This window comes from Rhodococcus sp. NyZ502 (genome assembly GCF_041464245.1).
Classification (GTDB): Bacteria; Actinomycetota; Actinomycetes; order Mycobacteriales; family Mycobacteriaceae; genus Rhodococcus_F; species Rhodococcus_F qingshengii.
The window spans coordinates 3,929,342-3,949,071 of sequence record NZ_CP167155.1 but is presented as its reverse complement, the minus strand read 5'-3'; the positions used below and the strand labels follow the sequence as shown (position 1 = coordinate 3,949,071).

Here is a 19,730-nt window from a genome sequence, read left to right as displayed (position 1 = left end):
ACTATGGCCTGCAACTCGATCGAGTTGCAGGCCATAGTTCTGTGGGTAGTGATATTCGGGTGATACTCAGAGAATGAAGAGCATTTCCTGATACGTCGGGAGTGGCCAGTGATCGTCGGCGACGATGGTTTCGAGGAAGTCGGCCGCTGCACGTACCTCTGCCATGGCGGGCAGGAGTGCGTCCTGTGCGTGCTTGGCCTGATCGAATGGCGACTCGCCGGCGTCGGTGTCGATTGCTGCGCGCAGGGCCGCGAGCGCTGTGCGCAGAGCCGCAACGGGCGCCGACACTTCTTCGAGCGGTGCTGAATCCGGTTCGAGGCCGGCAGACTTCAGTGCGACGAAGTTCTGCGCAACTTCCGTCTGGTAGCGCACTGCAGCCGGAAGAATCAGCGTCGTACCGATTTCGGCGGCCAGGCGTGCCTCGACGCCGATGCTCAGTGCGTACTGTTCGAGTCCGACCTCGTAGCGGCTGTGCATCTCCCGGTGGTTGAAGACCTTGTACTTCTCGAAGAGTTCCATCGAGGATTCGGTGATCAGTTCAGGAAGGGCGTCCAGCGTCGTGCGAAGGTTCGGCAGGCCGCGAGACTCGGCCTCGATCTGCCAGTTCTCCGAGTAACCGTCGCCGTTGAAGACAACCGCACCGTGGTTGGTGATGATCTCGGTGAGCAGATTCTGGACGGCGGTGTCGAAATCGGCGCCGTCGGCGACCGCGGCCTCAAGTTCGGTGGCCATGTAGTCCAAGGCCTCGGCCATGATCGTGTTGATGGTGACCATCGGGCCGTTGACTGTTTGCAGCGATCCTGGCGCGCGGAACTCGAAACGGTTGCCGGTGAAGGCAAATGGGCTCGTACGGTTGCGATCGCCCGGGTCGGTCGGTAGGACGGGAAGGGTATCGGCGCCGATCATCATGGTGCCCTTGTCCTTCGACGATGTCGCGGCGCCCTTGGCGATCTGCTCGAAGACGTCGGCCAGTTGATCGCCGAGGAAGATCGAAATGATGGCCGGGGGAGCCTCGTTGGCGCCGAGGCGGTGATCGTTGGTTGCCGATGCGACCGACGCGCGCAGGAGGCCGGCGTATTTGTGGACGGCCCGGATGACTGCGGCGCAGAATACGAGGAACTGGGCGTTGTCATGCGGATTGTCGCCGGGGACAAGCAAACTGCCGAGTTCGGAGTTGCCCAGTGAGAAGTTGACGTGCTTGCCGGAGCCGTTGACACCGTCGAACGGCTTCTCGTGGAACAGACATTCCATGCCGTGCTTCTTGGCGATGGTCTTGAAAGTGGTCATCAGCAACTGCTGGTGGTCCGCGGCGATGTTGCCTCGCTCGAACATCGGGGCGATTTCGAACTGGCCGGGCGCAACCTCGTTGTGCCGCGTCTTGGCGGGGATGCCGAGTTTGAAAAGTTCCCGCTCGGTGTCCATCATGAATCCGAGCACACGTTCCGGGATCGCCCCGAAGTAGTGGTCGTCGAACTCCTGGCCCTTGGGCGGCTTTGCGCCGAAGAGTGTTCGGCCGGCGTTGAGGAGGTCGGGGCGGGCGAGGAAGAAGTGTCGATCGATCAGGAAGTACTCCTGCTCGGGTCCGCAGAACGACACGATGTGCTCGGGATCGGTATGGCCGAACAACTTAAGGATTCGTTCGGCGTGGAAACCCATTGCCTGTTGTGAACGCAGCAGGGGAGTCTTGTGGTCGAGCGCTTCGCCGGTCATCGAAACGAACACGGTCGGGATACACAGTGTGTTGCCGTTGGGGTTTTCGAGAACGTAGGCCGGGCTCGTGACATCCCAGCCGGTGTATCCGCGAGCCTCGAACGTGTTGCGCAGCCCGCCGTTCGGGAAACTCGAAGCGTCGGGTTCACCTTGGATCAAGGTCTTGCCGGCGAACTCCGCCAGTGCACTGCCGTCGCCGACCGGCTCGAGGAAGCTGTCGTGCTTCTCGGCGGTCAACCCGGTCAGTGGATAGAAGACGTGGGCGTAGTGGGTTGCGCCTTTCTCCAACGCCCAGTCCTTCATCGCCGACGCGACCGCATCGGCGACCATGGGATCAAGCGGTTTGCCTTGCTCGATCGTCGCCATCACCGACTTGTAGACGAGCTTGGGCAGTCGCTTCTGCATGACCACCTTGTTGAAGACGTTGGCACCGAACACCTCGCCGGGTGTCTCGTCGGTGGTGAAACTGACCACCGGAGGTGTGTAGGCCTCGACGTCCTTGATCGCTTGCAAGCGAACTGCATTTCCACTCATGTGCTTACCCCTCGCCCGGGCCCAGGGCTGCGCTGCTGATTGCGAGCCCGACTTCGGCAAACCCTACGAACCTCCGGTATCGGGGGTGTTTCGTAGATATTGCGCCTGTCCGCAAACTTCGAGTCACAACGGAAATGTCGATCTGTCGGAGGTCTACGGCAGACTTCGAGCCGACGGGCTATTGCAGGACAGTCGAATCGGAGAGTCTTTGTGATCAGGGTTTTGGTGCCAACCACAGTGGAGCAGGGCGATCTCGCGGAAGTGCTTCGGTTGTACGACGAACTTGTCACCGAGACCCGAAAAGAGGACGGCTGCATCAATTACGAGTTACTGCAGCGCACCGACAATCCCTGCGAGCTCGTGTTGGTGGAGGAATGGGAATCTCAGGAGCACCTCGACGCCCACACCCATACCGAGCACTTCGTCAGGTTGGTTGAGGCGCTGGCCAAGCTCGAGACGGCAGCGCCGGCGCAGATCTTCACGAAGGTTCTGTAGCGGCGGAGTCAGGTCTCAGTGCTCGCTCAGGCGTCGAACGAACATTCCGGAGAGCCTCGAGTGTCAACTAGGCGACCCGTTCCGACACACGCGGAAACTGGTTTGCATCGACACGCCAGAATCATCGTAGGTCCGTCGAGTCCGCTGTAGGACAGCGCCTTCGGGCGCCAGCCGGGCCTCGTGCCGGTGTCGGCCGACCTGCACGGGCGCTCTATACGGTGACGTCGGAGTAGGGCATATGCTCTGACATCCAAGGAAATACGAATTCCATGAGTAGCAGCACCACCGCGACCACGAGAACGATCGCCAGCAGGGCCTTCACTGGTCGGGGGCCGGGGAGCGCTCCCCAGAGGTATCCGTACATTCATTGCTCCTGGAATGCCGCGGGAATGGTGCCCGAAGTCTTCGAGATTGTTTCGACGAGAACCGCGTGGACGATCAAGCGTTCGCTGTTCGAGTAGAGCGGATGGCACGTGGTCAGTGTCAACATACTTTCCAGCGTGGCGTCGGGCTCGGCCCAAGGGTTTCCGGGCAGCGGGTTGACGACCGCAACATCCCCGGGCACGGTGATGTGCCGCCCGAGGAGATGGACGTAGTCGCCTTCGGAAACACGATCGGCTTGCTCGGGATTCAAGCAGGCTTTCGCCGCAGCGCGACGTTCGGGCGAGGCCTGGTCGAGTGGGAGCAACCGGTACGTCATCCATTGGAACTCGGTCTCCACGACGACGGCATCGCATGCATCGAGTCGATCCAGGTGTTGGAAGACTGCGCCGGAACCATTGCGGTGCCCGGCGAGCGCGAAGTTTCCGGCTTCGCCGGGCATCTGCGAGTCCGGGTAGTGGCCGGGGCCGGCCCGCAGGTCCTCGTTGCGTGTGCCCTCGACGATTGCGTACGCGGCGCCGAGTGTGGGGAAATGCACGCGCGCGAATCCCTCGCCGAGCACAGGGATCAGCGGGGACACCGGCTGACCATCGATCGCTCCTGAGGCTTCGGGGACTTCGGCCCAGGATTCCTCCAGACTGTTGTTGAGCTCGTCCTGCAGCCGCCCTGAGACGATATTGGTCCAGAACGCCTCATAGATGACGAACAGCAGGATGACGACCCCGGCCGTGAGGAGCAGTTCGCCGATTACCTGGCCTGCGCCCGGCCGACGACGCCCTGGAACTTCGGTATCGCTCACGGACCGGGGTCTCCTCTTCACAGATCTACCGAGCTAGCTGATGGGTCGAATTGGTGCCGTATCGAACTAGCTGCCCGCGTTGATCGTGGCGCTTCCGGTACCGCCGAGGAGATCGTAAAGGAGTACGGACAGGCGACCGAGGCCGTCGATCGCGGCAGAACCAGTGGTCTCGATGCCTTCGATGACGATCGGGAACGGGGGGAATGACATGGTGTTTCTCCTTCGAGGGGTGGGCCGCGGCGGCGGCCGCGAGATAGATGCGTCGTGACGGTGAAACAGGGCGGGTGCGACCAGGTGTATGTCGCACCCGCCCTGTTTCGGTATTTCTGGTTGGGAGTTACTCCTGGCCGGGTGCACGCTTGCGGTTACGCAGGGTGAGCCATGCGCCACCGCCGATCAGTGCCAGCGCTAGACCGGCGAGCCAGATGACGTTCGCGCCGGTTACCGGCAGGGACGATGACTGGTCCGGTTTGGCCTGAGCAGGATTTCCCGGAGCAGGTGTGCCCGGAGCACCGTTGTGTCCACCACCGTTGTTGCCGGGAGTCGACACGTCAGTGCCTGATCCTCCGGGTACTTCAGAGCCCGGCCATGTCGGGATTTCCCACGGCGGCAGCGGGATCGGGATCGGGATGATGATCAGCCCATTGCTGCTGGTTTTGTTCTCGAGTCCCAGGACCACCGACTTGTTTGCTTCGCCGGTGAGCTTGACGGAAGTTGCGGTCGGTTCGCCGTCGATCTTCGAGACATCCGCCTTGCCTTCCTTGACGCCCCAGATCACTTCACCCCACTTGACGTTGGTGACGTCGGTGTGAGCACCGGTTTCTGTGAAAGTGATGTCGGTGTTCAGCGGGAACTGGACCCGGCCGTCGATGACGGCTGCGTCGCACTGGGCGGTCGGAGTGACCGAAGCGCCCGGCTTGACATCGAGAACACAAGACCGCGCCTCATTGTCGATGTCCGTCCACGTAGCCGTGACCTGGAAGATCGTGGATCCGTCCTTGGCCACCTGGCTGCCCTTGGGGCCGGTCACGATCTTGTCGATATCCACCTCGGTGGTCGGGATCGGGCGGTTGTAGATCTCCACCACAGCCTTCTCACCGGCCACCGCCTTGACGGTGTCGCGGTAATCGGCGTCACCGGCATCCGCGGAGACGTAGTAGTACGGCCGCGCCCAGTCGATACCGGCCAGTGGCTTGGGGTCGACCTCGGAGAAGGTGATCACGGTGTTCCGCGGCACAACCTCGTCGGACGTCCAGCTCCAGTCGTTTGCGGCATCGAGGGTGATGGTGTGGCCCACTGCCGGGAAATCAGTTCCAGCGGGGAGTGCCGGATCGATCCCGTCGATACGGACCTCGAACGTCGCGCTGTCAGGCAGGTCGGCCTCGGGTGCGCGGACGGGGTTGCCGTCAGCGTCGAGGATGAACTTCGTGAATTCGACCGATCCGAATTTCCACAGCGCCTCGTTCGACAGCGTGATCAGCCGACCGTCGGTCGGGTCGTCGGAGACTATGCCCGTCGCGGTGCCGTCGAGGTTCGAGTGCAGCCACGATTCGCCTTCCGGGCTGGTGCCCCAGGAGATCGCGCCCCACTCGACTCCGTCGACATCGGGACGGCCGGTCTCGGTGAAGGTCACCTCGGTGCCGACAGGGAGGTCGACGCCGAGCGGTGTGGTCTGTCCCTGCTTGACGCTCAGCACCTGGGTGCGGTACCCCACACCGTCGCGCCAACGCGCCTCGACCGTGAACTCCACGTCGTCGCCGACGGCCTCGGCGGCCTCACCGCCGACCTGCTTTGCGATGCGTAGAGTGCCGTCGTTGACGTCGACGAAGTTCGACACCTCGATCTTGCGCAGATCCTTGCCGATGGTCACCACCGCGTCGTTGTCCGGACTGATCCTGACATTCCCGGAGTATGCGGGCACGCCATAGGCGAGACCGTCACCGTTTGCCGGAACCAGCTCTGTCAGTGTGACTTCGGTGCCGCCCGGCAGGTTCTCGCCGAACGAAACCGCCGTGCCGTCGGACGGAAGAGACAGCGTCTTGCTCTGCGGGTTGTCGTCCGTGTCGAGCCAGGTGGCAATCACGTCGAAGCTGGCCGGTACGGCCTTGTCGAACGCCTTCGGGCCCGTGAGCTTCTTGCTCACTTCGAAGGTGCCTTGCGTGATCGTGGCCTCGTTGGTGACGGAGACCGTGTTCGCCGACGCATCGGTGCCGATGGTGAGCATTTTCGGGCTGATCACCGGCAGCGACCACGTCACGAGGTCGGTGTTCATCGGTTGGACCTCGGTGAAGGTGACTTTCGCTCCGATGGGCAATTTGCCCAGGTCGTAGTGCTGACCGTCCTTCAGGGTGAATTGACGCAACTCGTTGCCGGCGGCGTCGTCACCGAAGGCGATCTCTGCGTTGACAACGAAAGCCTCGAGTCCCGTGCGCGCTCCGTCACCGATGACGGACTTGGTGATCCGCGCCGATCCCAGACTCGCTTTGTTGAGCAGTGTGACACCGACATTGCTTTTCGGCGTGATGGTCACCAGTGCCTCGGTGCGGTCCCCGTTGAGCGTCACACCCTCCGACGGGCGGAACGTCCCTCTCTCGAAGTACACGCCGTCAACGGTGGGGAGGTTGATCTCGGACAGTCGGATCTGCCAGCCGGTTCCGCGGGGGTTGATCCCACTGACCGGTGTCCCGTCAGCCTTCACCTTGATCTCGTAGGAGCTCACCGGGGCGTCGGTCGCTGGATCTTGCCCGGGGGCGAACTCCTCGACTTTCACAGTGAACTCGGTGTCCTCCGGGAATTTCTCGGAGAAGGGAGCGATCTCCTTCAGCAGCGAGAACGAGCCCCGCGACACACCTTGACCTGTGCCGCCGCCGCCCCATTCCTGCTTGACGCTCTTCGACAGCGTCTGCTTGCCGGCATAGGTGAGGGTGTTGGAGTATTCCGTGTCGCGCTGGTCCAGTCCGCCGCTGCTGGTGCACAGGGTGTAGCTGACGAGGTACTTCGTCTGACGGCTGTAACCGTCCGCGTCCCGAGGGAGGGTGAGATCGAAACCGCCGTCGGCGCGCGCCACCGAGGTGGCGTCGGTTATATCGCGTTTCTTGTTGCCGTCGAAGAAGTCTTGCGCGACGACCTTGAGATTGAGGTTGCTCTTGAGATCGCCGCCGATTTCACACACCGTCATGTTCGGTGAGAACCTGTCGTTGATGACCGCCGGTTCCGTAAGGCCCTCGAGATCGTGTCCTGAGATTTCCACGGTCCAATTGAGGGTGGTGCCTGCCGGCTGCTCCACACCGCCGACAGGCTGCGACGTGGTGTTGATCGCGCCGTTCTTGCCGCTCGTGAACCCAGGCCCCTCAGTCTTTCCCGTGATCGACGTCTTGTTGACGACCGCCGAGTTGGTGAGATGGTCCTCGGAGTCCGGCACCTCTGTGGTGGTCAGGCAGGTCCGGTACGTGAAGTAGTAATACTGCTCTTCGTTAAACGTGGCCGGGTTATCCACAGTGATCGCCGCGGTGAAGGTACTCGCGCCGGCTACTGCGCCGATGGGAGCAATGGTGAATCCTGCGGCAGGAGTGCGGTAGTTGGGTTCGTTCTCCCGCCCTGGGAGGTAGTCAGACTTCTCGATGACTACCTGCACGCCCGAGGCACAGACCGCATGGGGGCCGCCGAAGGTGTCGGTGATGTCGATCTTGTGGTTGTTGGCGGCAATGTCGGTGCCCGGGACCACAATCGTCCAGACGGCTTCCATATTGCGCTTGCCGCCGTCGAGGTAGCCACCCTTCCAAGGCTCGGTCTGCGGCGCATAGTCCTGTCCCACGCCATCCGAAGCGACCGTGTTGTCACCGATCGTCACGGAGTTGGTGTACTGAGTCCCCTTGAGATCCACCACGCCGCTGGTCGTGCATGAGGTGTACTCGATGCGGTAGAGCTTGTTGCCCTCGAAGGGCGCGCCGTTGTTGATCTTGATGGTGACCTGATCACCCGCGTCGGGTTGGGTGACGGTGACGCCGCCGGGGGTCTCTTTGAGATCGCCCGGGCGACCGGACCACAGCTTCGCGTTGAGCAGGCTGCCCGCACACACCTTCATGTTGTCGGAGAGCTCGTCGCTCAGGGTCACCGAACCGGTGTTGCCTGCGTCCAACTTGGCCAGATCGGCGCCGGGGATGTCGATGGTCCACCGCACTGACTGCTTGTTGTCCTGGAGTTTGCCGGACTTCGTCGACTCGCCGATTACGCGGCCGTCGGTGATGCCGCCCGTGCCGGGCAGTTCGACCGGCGTGACCTTGTTGTTGATCGTGAAATCCACAGTCTCTGACGTGGTGTACGCGACCGCCTTGGTGTAGACGAAGAAATCGCCCTTCACCTCGTCCGGGCGATCCGCCACGGCATCGGAGAGAACACACGTCATCAGATTGGTGGAAGCAACCAGATCGCATGTGCCCCAAACCGTCCCGTCGTCGCCCTCGAGCGCGATCGTCGGGTTGGACTGGAGCTTCAACTCGTCAGGGAATCCGATGGTGAACTGGTCGCCCGGTTGCGGGCTCGCGCTTGACGCGTCCCAGGTGCCCTTCACCGTGACGGAGTCCCCGACCGTGATCTGCTGGTCGTTCTTTCCCTCGACCTGGACGTCGGTGATTTTCACATCGATGCCGGGATTGACTCCGCGTGCGGCCAGTCGCTGCGCCGCCACAGAAGTCGTAGACGGGGGCGCTGTGGTTGTGATCGGCGGTTTCGCAGAAGTGGGTGACTCCGACGTGGAAGTAGGCGGCGCCGTCGTTTTCAGTGGCGCCTCCGTCGTAGTTACGGGCGGCTTCGTTGTGTTCGGAACTGTGGTGGTCGGACCTGTGGTGGTCGAGGTCCCGATGTCATCTGCCGAGGCAACTTGGACGAATGAGAACGACGATATGACCAGCGCCAGGACCGCAACAAGCATCCCCAACGCCGCCCACCGAGACACCACCCCCTCCCCGGCACGACGCGGGAAGACACGGTTACGCATGACGAACACCTTTCGTTCAGAACACATGATTTGGGCCCCGTTTCCGGGGCCGGCGAATAGCGAAACAAGACCTTTGAGCAGCTCTGGAGCCTGGATGCGAGCGTTGGTGATTCTCAGGCGTCCTATTGCGGAGCCGAACAGTTGATAATCGGACCTGGTTGGCGCCAGCGCAGACCGACGGCCGGCTCTGGGTAGGCCAGGAAATTCCAAGAAAGATCGACCGCCGGTATTACCTAACGCGACGACCTACGAGGTACTAAAGGCTGCGGCCGAGGATCTTTCCTGCGCGATTCATTGCAGTTCGGGCATGAGCACCATCCCGGATAGCAATAGCAACAGTGCGATGGCTCCGAGGGGGAGTCTTCGTGCTGCGTGCTTCGCTGCCGTGACGGTTTTCATGAAATTCCTTTCTTTGGCACAACGTAAAGAAATGTGCGCGGGGCCGTTCGCGAGAAGATGCAAATTCCGCGCAAACAACGCAGAAGGCGCAAACCGGGCGATGCGCAATCTGGAATCTAACACGAGCAAATCGCATAGCTGGACACGCCATGGACGTGCGTCCATGCAAGAAGAACTGCGCTTACCTGGCTATATCTATCTTCCGTTGATTTATTTCGAGTTAACTGGCTGGTTCATCACAATTCGATCTCGACCATCAGTTATATACCTGCCTTGGCCCCTGTCGACAATCGGTGAGCGGCCGAGCCGGGTCGGCGCTGCTGTACCGAATGGGCCTTTATGCAGTTCACCGCCCCTTATTTGCTGTCGGAACGACAAGGCGTGGAGCGAATTATCTGTGCGCACACGCTCGGCATAAATGCAAATCATGTTTCTGCGTATAGGAGGAGGGTGAATTTGGGGGTGAATTCAGTCGCTGGTCATCGAAACCCCTGTTCTGAAAGGATTCAGAGATAGGGGTCACATTAGATTCGTTTTCTTAGCAGATTGGATTCCGGCCTGAGTTAACCGTCGATAATGCTTCTGGGGCCGACATGGCCATTCTAGACAAAGGTTCGCCCAGCTTTTCGTAGAAAGCCTTCGGTACGGTTACGTCAGTCCAGCTGATCACGCGTCGCGGCGACTATTGGCGACGCTCTTGTGCGCACGGATGAGGCACTGCCTGGGATGTGTGTGGATCTCGGAAAATGCCACGTCGGAGGCTTCTTCGAAGATCTCGAGACCTCGCAAGTTCAGGTCGTTCTCGCGCATCTCGGCACGATGAAATGGCTTACTTTTCAAGCGCTTTCGATGCCCGGAGTCAAATGGTGACGGTCGTTGCGTAGTCGCTGACGGCGGATGCGGCCGGTTCGATCGGTGCGCAGTCGCCACATCCGAGCAACCGTACCGAGTGGCCGCGAGGTCCCACAGACGGTACTTTTCGCAGCTCTCTGGACACTTCGCGAAATCGGACCTTCGAATCAAGTTCTCGCGCAACCATTCTGACGCAGCTTGTGTCAATGGCGCTACACCCACGGCTGCCCGCAAGGTTTGACTGCCCCGGTTGCTGTTACGCCCTGGGATCCGGAGCCCAGAGATTCTGTGACACTCGCGGGCCGCTCCGCACAGTGTGTTGCACGCGACTCAGCCGCCATTGGTGGACTCTTGCCCACCGACTCGTCGTCGCAGAACTTCGTCAGACGACCTTTGCCGCAACGGAAGGGCTACAACGATTGGTCGGGCCCGGTCAACGACGCGGGACCGGTCGTCGGTTGGTGTGCGCCGGTGAACCGCTCGACGACGGATACAACGACGATCGCGAGTGCCAGGATTCCAACGGTCCGGGCGAGTGACTTCAGGGTCTTCGGAAGTGCCTTCTTCATGCGAGGCAGATTACTGCGGACGGCACGTAATTTGTGGGCTAGGTTTCGGTCCGTATCGGACTGCTCTGCCCAGTGGCCGCTCGTCCACGCAGTGTGACTATCCGTGAATCAAATCTTGTGGTGCCCCCGGCAGGATTCGAACCTGCGACCAAGAGATTAGAAGGCTCTTGCTCTATCCCCTGAGCTACGGAGGCGCGTGGAACATCATACTCGAGGGTTCGGGATGTGACGCGCGCCGCCCAACTCCGACGCGTTGTCGTAGTCGGTTCGCGAAGGTCCTACCCTTGAGGTATGGCTACACCCGACCTCGCGCCGACAGATTCCCCACCGGAGTCCACACAGCACAGCGGTGCACCCGCTTCTTCGACCGCGATATTCGTGGTCAGTGGACTCATCGCAGGGCTCACCGCAGCCATCGTGGTGGGATTCTCCGCGTCGCAGGCACTGACTCTTCTGGGCATCCCGGATCCAGGCCCGATCACCACATACGGCCTGCCCGCGATGCGCGCACTGGGGGAGATCGCCGCGGTCATCGCGATCGGGTCACTGCTGCTGGCCGCGTTCTTCGTGCCGCCGCAGAAGTCGGGTGTCCTCGACGTCGACGGCTATCGGGCAGTCCGAACTGCATCGCACGCCGCGATCGTGTGGGCGATCTGTTCGTTCATGATGGTGCCTCTGACGCTCTCTGACACGTCGGGTCAGCCGTTTGCCGAAGCGATCAAACCGGCGAACCTGTGGTCGGGACTCGATCAGGTCGAGATCGCCGGCGCTTGGCGTTGGACGGCGATCATCGCGGTTGTTCTGGCGATCCTGGCCCGACTGACACTGCGCTGGTGGTGGACTCCGCTCCTGCTGCTGGTCGGTCTCCTCGGACTGATGCCGCTTGCTCTCACCGGTCACTCGTCTTCGGGCGGCTCGCATGACATCGCTACCAATAGTCTGATCCTGCACCTCGTGGCGGCTTCGCTCTGGGCCGGCGGGTTGTTCGCGCTACTGGCACACGCGCGCCGCGGCGGCGATTACACCGACGTAGCAGCCCGACGCTTTTCGACGGTCGCATCCATCTGCTTCGTCGTCATGGGATTCAGCGGCGTCATCAACGCGATTGTCCGTCTGCCTCTCGACGACGTTTTCACCACGACGTATGGACGATTGATCGTCGCGAAAACAGTTGCACTGATCATCCTCGGGTTCTTCGGTTGGGCTCAGCGGAGTCGGGCGCTACCGGCGCTGGCGGAGAATCCGAAGAGTCGCTCTGCCCTGATTCGATTTGCCGGCGCTGAAGGCATCGTGATGGCGGCAACCATCGGTCTCGCGATCGGCCTCGGTCGTACCCCGCCGCCCCCGCCGCTGTCGATTCCCTCGATCCCCGAGGTCGAACTCGGTTACAACCTTCCGGACCCGCCGTCGTTCATGGCCTTCGTGACGGACTGGCGATTCGACCTCATGTTCGGCACCGCCGCGATCGCCGCGGCGATTCTGTACGGAATCGGTCTGCGCAAGCTGGCCAAGCGTGGGGATTCCTGGCCTGTTGGCCGAACCATCGCCTGGATGAGCGGTTGTGCGGTGCTCCTGATCGCCACGTCGTCGGGCGTCGGCAAGTACGCGCCGGCAGTATTCAGCGTTCACATGGGTGCGCACATGGCGCTGTCGATGTTGGGCCCAGTCCTGCTGGTTCTGGGTGCGCCGATCACTTTGGCTCTGCGGGCCCTGGATCCGGCAGGCAAGGACGGCGTGCCCGGCATTCGCGAGTGGATTCTGACCGCTCTGCACAGCCCGTTCTCGCGATTCATCACCCACCCGATCGTGGCGGCAGTTCTCTTCGTCGGCGGTTTCTACGCGCTGTATCTCGGCGGAATCTACGGTGCGACGGTCGACTCGCACAGCGCTCACCTGCTGATGAACCTGCACTTCATCCTCAGCGGCTATCTCTTCTATTGGGTGGCGATCGGAATCGACCCGTCACCACGTCAATTGCAGCCAGTGACCAAGCTGGCAATGGTCTTCGGCTCACTTCCGTTCCACGCCTTCTTCGGCGTGGCATTGATGAGCACCACCGCCGTCATGGGCGGCGCGTACTTCCGTTCGCTCGGCCTCGGCTGGAACAACGACCTGATCGGCGATCAGCAGCTGGGCGGCAGCATCGCGTGGGCGACCGGCGAGATCCCGCTCATGGTGGTCATGCTCGCGCTACTGGTTCAGTGGTCGCGCAGCGATGGCAGGACAGCGCGCCGAACCGACCGTGCGGCCGAGCGTGACCACGACGCCGACCTCGCTGCTCACAACGCCATGTTCGCCGAATTGGCCAGGCGGGACCGCGAAGGGTGGAAACCCCGTGAGGCTGCTGACACGGAGACTACAAGCGGGGACTCTGCGGACGGGACACCCAGCGAGAAGAAATCCGACGAATCCTCCACTAGCACTTAGCTCCGACACTGCCCGGGCCATTCGGTCCGGGCAGTGCTGTTTCTCCACAGCTGTTCCACCGATGCACAGGTGTAAATCGAAGATCCCGAGCCGGGCGTTTGCCGTTCCACAATCGAAACTGCCGACGCAATGATCGGCCCCGCGGCAGTTGGCGGGTTCTGGAGTTCGAAGGGGGATCGGACATGTACGAAACGCATGCAACGGTTGTCGGAACCGTCATCACCAATCCGGTGAAGCGGCAGACCACCAGTGGCGAAGAGGTGCTGAGCTTTCGGATGGCGAGCAACACGCGTCGCAAAGACGCGGTGACCGGAGAGTGGACGGACGGAGCGACCCTCTATCTCACGGTCAGCTGCTGGCGGCGGTTGGTCACCGGCGTCGGCGCATCCATCATGAAGGGTGATCCGGTCATGGTGGCGGGGGAGTTGCGCACCAACGAGTACACGACCAAAGAGGGTGTGCCTCGTTCCGATCTCGAGCTACGGGCGACTGCGGTAGGCGCGGACCTTGCTCGTTGCATCTCGAAGATCGAGCGTCAGAGTAAGCCGACGTCGGCGGAGAATGTCGAGGACGCAGTCGACACCGTCGCTGCGTGAGGACTCACACCGAAGGTTTCGGGCAGTCGCGGGGCCGAGAGTCGTGCCCCGCGTCCACCCGCTCGAGAAGTTCGGTGAGAGTTGCTCGCTCCGACTCGTCGAGGTCGTCGAACACATCCGAGGATTCGCGTCGTTGAGCTTTCGCGACGTCGGCAGCGAGGGTAGCGCCGGCGTCGGTGAGCTCGAGTAATACAGCTCGCCGATCGTTCGGATCGGGAGTGCGGCGCACCCATCCGGCCTCTTCGAGGGAATCCACGACGTCGGTCGCCGACCGCGGAACGATGCGCAATCGCTCGGCAAGAAACCCGAGTCGAACCGGCTCGCCCACTCGGGTCAGTACTCGCAGCGCTCGGCTTTGCGACGGCGAGAGACCGAATGGTTCCAGCGCTGCCACCTGACGTCGGCGGATGAGCCGTGCCACGGACATCACGACGTCGGTGAGTTCGCGCTCTCGGGAATGCATGGCGTCAGTCTAGCGTTGTTGGTGTCAGCCTCATAGTGAGGTAACCTCATCAATATGAAACTAGGGTGAGAAAGCCTCCAGGAGGTAGAACGTGAAACCAGATCACATGCGAAACATCGAACGATCCGCTGTCGAGATCACTCCGGCGGAATCCGTACCGGCAAAGCGCGTACTCGGACTGTTTGCGCCGTATCGAACTCAGATCGCCATCGTCACCGCGGTCATCACACTCAGCGCGATCGTGGCGCTGGGCAGCCCGCTGCTCCTACGCGAAATGCTCGACAAGGCGATCCCGGACAAGAACCTCGGACTCGTGAGCGTTCTGGCCATCGGCATGATCGCTATTGCCGTGATCACGAGCTGTCTCGGCGTGGCGCAGACCTGGATGTCCAACAGCATCGGCCAGAAACTGATGCACCAACTGCGCGTGCGGGTCTACTCGCATCTGCAGAATCAGTCGCTCGGATTCTTCGCTCGAACCCGAACCGGAGAAGTTCAGTCGCGTATTGCCAACGACATCGGCGGTATGCAGTCGGTGGTCACCAACACGGCAACGTCCATCGCGCAGAATGCAACGACCGTGGCAGCCACCATTGTTGCTCTGTTCCTTCTGGATTGGCGGCTTGCCATCTTCTCGCTGGCGATCTTGCCGGTGTTCATCCGTATCGCACGCAAGATCGGTGACGAGCGCCGCAAGATCTCGGGTAAGCGGCAGAAGCTACTCAGTGATCTGTCGGTCCAGGTGGAGGAATCTCTCTCCGTCAGTGGCATTCTCCTCGGCAAGACGACCGGCGCGAAGTCGGCTCTGACGGATCGATTCACCGAGCGTTCAGCGGAAGTCGCAGACGTCGAACTCCGGGCCATGATGGCCGGCAAGTGGCGCATGGCGACCATGTCGATCACCTTCGCAGCCATGCCTGCACTGGTCTACTGGTTTGCCGGATTCACTCTCGATCACGGCAACACCATCACCGTCGGCACCCTCGTCGCATTCACCACGCTGCAAACACAATTGTTCCGCCCCACCATGATGCTGCTCAACACGGGCGTCGAGGTGCAGAGCTCGATGGCACTGTTCAGTCGCGTGTTCGAGTACCTGGATCTGCCGATCGACATCGCGGATCCGGAAGAGTCGAAGAGCTTCGACCGCACCAAGATGTCCGGCGAACTTCGGTTCGACCACGTCGACTTCTCGTATCCAGGAACCGACAGCAAGACCCTCGACAACATCGACCTCGCGGTCCCGGCCGGCGGAACCTTGGCGCTTGTCGGCTCCACGGGTTCGGGCAAGACCACTCTCGGATACTTGGCCGCACGTCTGTACGACCCGACTGCGGGATCGGTGAGAATCGACGACGTCGACCAGCGGGACCTCGATCTGGCGACGGTCTCCGACCTGGTAGGTGTGGTGTCGCAGGAGACGTATCTCTTCCACACGACTATTCGTGAGAATCTTCGGTTCGCGAAACCCGACGCCACGGACGCCGAGATCGAGCAGGCAGCGCGCATCGCGCAGATCCACGAGTTCATTTCCGGTCTCGACGACGGGTACGACACCATGGTCGGCGAGCGCGGCTACCGATTCTCCGGCGGTGAGAAACAGCGCATAGCGATCGCGCGCACAGTCCTGCGGAATCCGCCGATCCTCGTCCTCGACGAGGCGACGAGCGCCTTGGACAATCGCACTGAACGTGCGTTGCAGGACGCGCTCGACGAGCTGATGGTCGGACGCACCACTCTTGTTGTGGCGCACAGGCTTTCCACGGTTCGAGATGCGGATCTCATCGCGGTCCTCGACCAGGGCGTGGTTGTGGAAAAGGGCACCCACGACGAACTTGTGCAACAAGGTGGGCGATACGCACAGTTGCTTGCGGCCTCGGGTAGCGACGCCGTCGAACTCCCGTCGGAACTGCAGACCGTGTGAGTGTAAGAAATGTCGGCCATTTCACTTCCGCAAGTTTCTAGAACGTGTTCTACTTTAATGGTCGTTGATCGACTATCAGTGGAGGCGGAAAGATCATGGGTCAGGTTCTGGACAACATCTCACAGTTCGCCGACGAGATCCGCGCTGACGGGGTCGAGGGCGACAAGCTGATGCGCTTGACGGACGGCAGCGCGAAGCGTTTGCGCGACTCCGGCGTCATCCGGATGTTGCAGCCGAAGGAGTTCGGTGGCCTCGAGGCGCATCCGCGTGAATTCGCCGAGACGGCAATGGCTATCGGCGCGATGGATGGTGCCACGGGCTGGGTCAGCGGCATCGTCGGTGTGCATCCGTGGGAGCTTGCGTTCTTTGACCGCAAGGCTCAGGAAGAGGTGTGGGGAACCGATCCTGATACGTGGATGGCGTCGCCGTATGCGCCGATGGGTGTGGCGAGGCCGGTCGAGGGTGGGTACATCCTCAACGGTCGTTGGTCGTTCTCGTCCGGTACCGATCATTGTGACTGGATCATGATCGGTGCGATGGTCGGTGACGAGTCCGGTAAGCCGTTGATGCCGCCGATGATTCTGCACGTGTTGTTGCCGCGTTCGGATTACGACATCGACCAGGACAGCTGGAATGTCGTGGGTCTGCGCGGTACGGGGTCGAAGGATCTGATCGTCAAGGATGCGTTCTTGCCGACGTACCGCACGATCGACGCCGGAAAGGTTTTCGACGGGACGGCGTGGAAGGAAGCGGGTCGTACGGAGACGTTGTACAAGTTCCCGTTCTCGTGCATTTTCCCGTTGGGGATCACTTCGTCGTTGATCGGTATCGCCGAGGGTGCGTTGGCGTGCAACATGGCGGCGCAGCGTGAGCGTGTGACGGTCAGTGGTGTTCCGATCAAGGAAGATCCGTACGTGCTGTTCGCGATCGGTGAGGCGGCGGCCGAGATCGCTGCTTCTCGGGCTGCGATCTTGGAGACGGTGGATCGTTTTTGGGACATGACGGAGAAGGGGCAGGAAGTTTCGTTCGAGCTTCGTGCGATCGGTCGGCGTACGCAGACTGCTGCGGCGTGGCGGGCGGTGCGGGCGGTGGACGAGATCTTTGCTCGTTCCGGTGGTGGGGCTTTGCAGTTGAACACGCCGATGCAGCGGTTCTGGCGTGATGCTCATGCCGGTTTGGCACATGCGATCCACGTACCCGGTTCCATTTTCCATGCGTCGACGCTCTCGCAGCTCGGTGGCGAGCCGAAGGGCATCCACAGGGCAATGATCTGAGCCGTCCTGGGGACACCCGGAGGTGTCCCCATCGCGGTTTTCGTGGGGGTCGATGAGCATGTCGGTGAATCTGGTCGATGACCTCGGACTGTCCGCAGAACCCGCATCGGAGTGACGGCCAACGCGCAATGTGGGTTATAGGGCAAACACCGATAGGCTGGCGGTCATGGCTGAGTTCATTTACACGATGAAGAAGGTGCGCAAGGCGCACGGTGACAAGGTCATCCTCGATGACGTCACGATGAGCTTTTACCCCGGCGCGAAGATCGGTGTCGTCGGACCGAACGGCGCTGGTAAATCCAGCATCCTCAAGATCATGGCCGGACTGGACCAGCCGGGCAACGGCGAGGCATTCCTGGCCCCGGGCGCGACCGTCGGCATCCTCATGCAGGAGCCGGAGCTCGACGAGACCAAGACTGTTCGCGAGAACGTCGAGGACGGTCTCGGAGAGACGATGGTCCAGCTCAAGCGGTACAACGAGATCGCCGAGCTGATGGCTACGGATTACTCCGACGAGCTCATGGAAGAGATGGGCGAGCTGCAGGAGAAGCTCGATCACGCAGATGCGTGGGAGATCGACTCGCAGCTCGAGCAGGCTATGGACGCCCTGCGCTGCCCCCCGCCGGAAGAGATGGTCACCCACCTCTCCGGTGGTGAGAAGCGACGCGTTGCGCTCTGTAAGCTGCTGCTGAGCAAGCCCGACCTCCTGCTCCTCGATGAGCCCACCAACCACCTCGACGCCGAATCTGTCCTGTGGCTCGAGCAGCATCTCGCTGCTTACCCCGGCGCAATCCTCGCCGTGACTCACGATCGCTACTTCCTCGATCACGTCGCGCAGTGGATCTGTGAAGTCGACCGCGGACGCCTGTACCCGTACGAGGGCAACTACTCCACCTACCTGGAGCAGAAGGCTGCACGCCTCGAAGTTGCCGGCAAGAAGGATCAGAAGCTGCAGAAGCGCCTCAAGGACGAGCTCGCATGGGTTCGTTCCGGCGCCAAGGCCCGCCAGGCCAAGAACAAGGCTCGTCTCGATCGCTACGAGGAAATGGCGAACGAAGCCGAGAAGACGCGCAAGCTCGACTTCGACGAGATCCAGATCCCGGCACCGCCGCGCCTGGGTGACGTGGTCGTGGAGGTCTCGAACCTCGACAAGGGCTTCGACGGTCGCGTTCTGATCAAGGATCTCTCGTTCACGTTGCCGCGCAACGGAATTGTCGGCGTCATCGGCCCCAACGGCGTCGGTAAGACGACGCTGTTCAAGACCATCGTCGGTCTCGAGGAGCCTGACGCCGGTGAGGTCAAGATCGGTCAGACGGTCAAGCTGAGCTACGTCGACCAGAACCGTTCCGGAATCGACCCCAAGAAGACGGTCTGGGAGACCGTGTCCGACGGGCTCGATTTCATCGTCGTCGGCCAGACCGAGTTCCCCTCCCGCGCGTACATCAGCTCGTTCGGTTTCAAGGGCCACGATCAGCAGAAGCCGGCCGGCGTCCTCTCCGGTGGTGAGCGCAACCGCCTAAACCTGGCGATGACGCTCAAGCAGGGCGGCAACCTGATCCTGCTCGATGAGCCCACCAACGACCTCGACGTCGAAACCCTCGGCTCGCTGGAGAACGCTCTCGAAGAGTTCCCCGGCTGCGCCGTCGTGATCTCGCACGATCGCTGGTTCCTGGACCGGACTTGTACCCACATCCTCGCGTGGGAAGGTGGCTTCGGCGACAACGAGGCAGCTTGGTACTGGTACGAGGGCAACTTCGAGGGCTACGAGGCGAACAAGGTCGAGCGACTCGGCCCCGACGCCGCACGCCCGCACCGCGTGACTCACCGCAAGCTCACCAGGGACTGATCCGGTGTCCGACGTGTACACAGCGCAGATCCAGGTCCGGTGGGGCGATTCCGACCGGTTGGGTCACGTCAACAACACGCGTTACGTCGAGTACATGCAGGAAGCGCGCATCCAGTTCCTGGAAGCGAAACTGGCGCCGCTCGGCGGCCGGCCGGGATACCTCGTGGTTCGAAAGATGACCGTCGAGTTCCTCAAGCCGGTCACCGATCGGTCCGGTCCCTTGAATGTGGAGATCTTCACGACTCACGTCGGGACTTCCTCGTTCACGGTTCGGCACGTCATCCGTGACAACGCGGGTGTCGAATGCGCTTTCGGCGACGCGTTGATGGTCGGATTCGACACGGTGTCCGAAAAGTCCAGACCGCTGGCGGACAGCGAACGCGCGGTGCTCGAAGCATCGCTTGTTCAGATGACGACATCGTAGATTTCGTTTCTCAGTTCACCCTAGGTACTGGTTGCCGCGGC

The 19,730-nt window shown here is 61.6% G+C and carries 14 protein-coding genes and 1 tRNA gene; 7 read left to right on the top strand and 8 right to left on the bottom strand.

The window, feature by feature from the left end; all coding sequences use genetic code 11:
* Positions 1-66: 66 nt before the first annotated feature.
* Positions 67-2,244 carry a glutamine synthetase III gene (locus tag ACBG85_RS18165; RefSeq protein ID WP_372024218.1) on the bottom strand — a complete coding sequence of 726 codons (2,178 nt, stop codon included), beginning with the start codon at positions 2,242-2,244 and terminating at the stop codon, positions 67-69.
* Between the two features lie 225 nt (positions 2,245-2,469).
* Between ACBG85_RS18165 and ACBG85_RS18160 the strand changes: the two genes are divergently transcribed.
* Positions 2,470-2,739: a putative quinol monooxygenase gene (locus ACBG85_RS18160; protein WP_231915233.1), complete on the top strand. Its 270-nt coding sequence runs from the start codon at positions 2,470-2,472 to the stop codon at positions 2,737-2,739.
* Positions 2,740-3,103: 364 nt separating this feature from the next.
* Here ACBG85_RS18160 and ACBG85_RS18155 read toward each other — a convergent pair whose 3' ends face one another.
* The 6 genes from ACBG85_RS18155 to ACBG85_RS18130 form a co-directional block, all read right to left on the bottom strand.
* Complete coding sequence (locus tag ACBG85_RS18155; protein WP_058038880.1) at positions 3,104-3,919, bottom strand: class E sortase; 816 nt, start codon at positions 3,917-3,919, stop codon at positions 3,104-3,106.
* Between the two features lie 66 nt (positions 3,920-3,985).
* The gene (locus ACBG85_RS18150) at positions 3,986-4,129 is read right to left on the bottom strand and encodes a hypothetical protein (RefSeq protein WP_197492819.1); all 144 of its coding nucleotides are present in this window, start codon (positions 4,127-4,129) and stop codon (positions 3,986-3,988) included.
* 127 nt (positions 4,130-4,256) lie between these two features.
* Positions 4,257-8,849, bottom strand: a complete 4,593-nt coding sequence (locus ACBG85_RS18145) for a DUF5979 domain-containing protein (protein WP_372027875.1) — start codon at positions 8,847-8,849, stop codon at positions 4,257-4,259.
* A gap of 1,131 nt (positions 8,850-9,980) precedes the next feature.
* Complete coding sequence (locus tag ACBG85_RS18140; RefSeq protein WP_372024214.1) at positions 9,981-10,124, bottom strand: hypothetical protein; 144 nt, start codon at positions 10,122-10,124, stop codon at positions 9,981-9,983.
* 452 nt (positions 10,125-10,576) lie between these two features.
* On the bottom strand, positions 10,577-10,735 hold the full coding sequence (locus tag ACBG85_RS18135; protein WP_003945304.1) for a hypothetical protein: 159 nt from the start codon (positions 10,733-10,735) through the stop codon (positions 10,577-10,579).
* Positions 10,736-10,853: 118 nt separating this feature from the next.
* Positions 10,854-10,929, bottom strand: a tRNA-Arg gene (locus ACBG85_RS18130).
* Positions 10,930-11,026: 97 nt separating this feature from the next.
* Between ACBG85_RS18130 and ACBG85_RS18125 the strand changes: the two genes are divergently transcribed.
* Entirely contained in the window at positions 11,027-13,162 is a 2,136-nt protein-coding gene (locus ACBG85_RS18125; RefSeq protein WP_372024211.1) for a cytochrome c oxidase assembly protein, read from the top strand.
* A 182-nt stretch (positions 13,163-13,344) separates the two neighbouring features.
* Positions 13,345-13,758: a single-stranded DNA-binding protein gene (ssb, locus tag ACBG85_RS18120; RefSeq protein WP_020908245.1), complete on the top strand. Its 414-nt coding sequence runs from the start codon at positions 13,345-13,347 to the stop codon at positions 13,756-13,758.
* A 4-nt stretch (positions 13,759-13,762) separates the two neighbouring features.
* Here the strand turns inward: ssb and ACBG85_RS18115 are convergent, their stop codons facing one another.
* Positions 13,763-14,221 carry a MarR family winged helix-turn-helix transcriptional regulator gene (locus ACBG85_RS18115; RefSeq protein ID WP_003945320.1) on the bottom strand — a complete coding sequence of 153 codons (459 nt, stop codon included), beginning with the start codon at positions 14,219-14,221 and terminating at the stop codon, positions 13,763-13,765.
* Between the two features lie 106 nt (positions 14,222-14,327).
* On the opposite strand from ACBG85_RS18115, the gene ACBG85_RS18110 reads away from it, so the two are divergent.
* The 4 genes from ACBG85_RS18110 (at position 14,328) to ACBG85_RS18095 (ending at position 19,689) form a co-directional block, all read left to right on the top strand.
* Entirely contained in the window at positions 14,328-16,145 is a 1,818-nt protein-coding gene (locus tag ACBG85_RS18110) for an ABC transporter ATP-binding protein (protein WP_372027873.1), read from the top strand.
* Between the two features lie 95 nt (positions 16,146-16,240).
* On the top strand, positions 16,241-17,419 hold the full coding sequence (locus ACBG85_RS18105) for an acyl-CoA dehydrogenase family protein (RefSeq protein ID WP_372024208.1): 1,179 nt from the start codon (positions 16,241-16,243) through the stop codon (positions 17,417-17,419).
* 166 nt (positions 17,420-17,585) lie between these two features.
* Positions 17,586-19,265, top strand: a complete 1,680-nt coding sequence (ettA, locus tag ACBG85_RS18100; RefSeq protein WP_007730925.1) for an energy-dependent translational throttle protein EttA — start codon at positions 17,586-17,588, stop codon at positions 19,263-19,265.
* 4 nt (positions 19,266-19,269) lie between these two features.
* Positions 19,270-19,689, top strand: a complete 420-nt coding sequence (locus ACBG85_RS18095; protein WP_003944475.1) for a thioesterase family protein — start codon at positions 19,270-19,272, stop codon at positions 19,687-19,689.
* Positions 19,690-19,730: the final 41 nt, after the last annotated feature.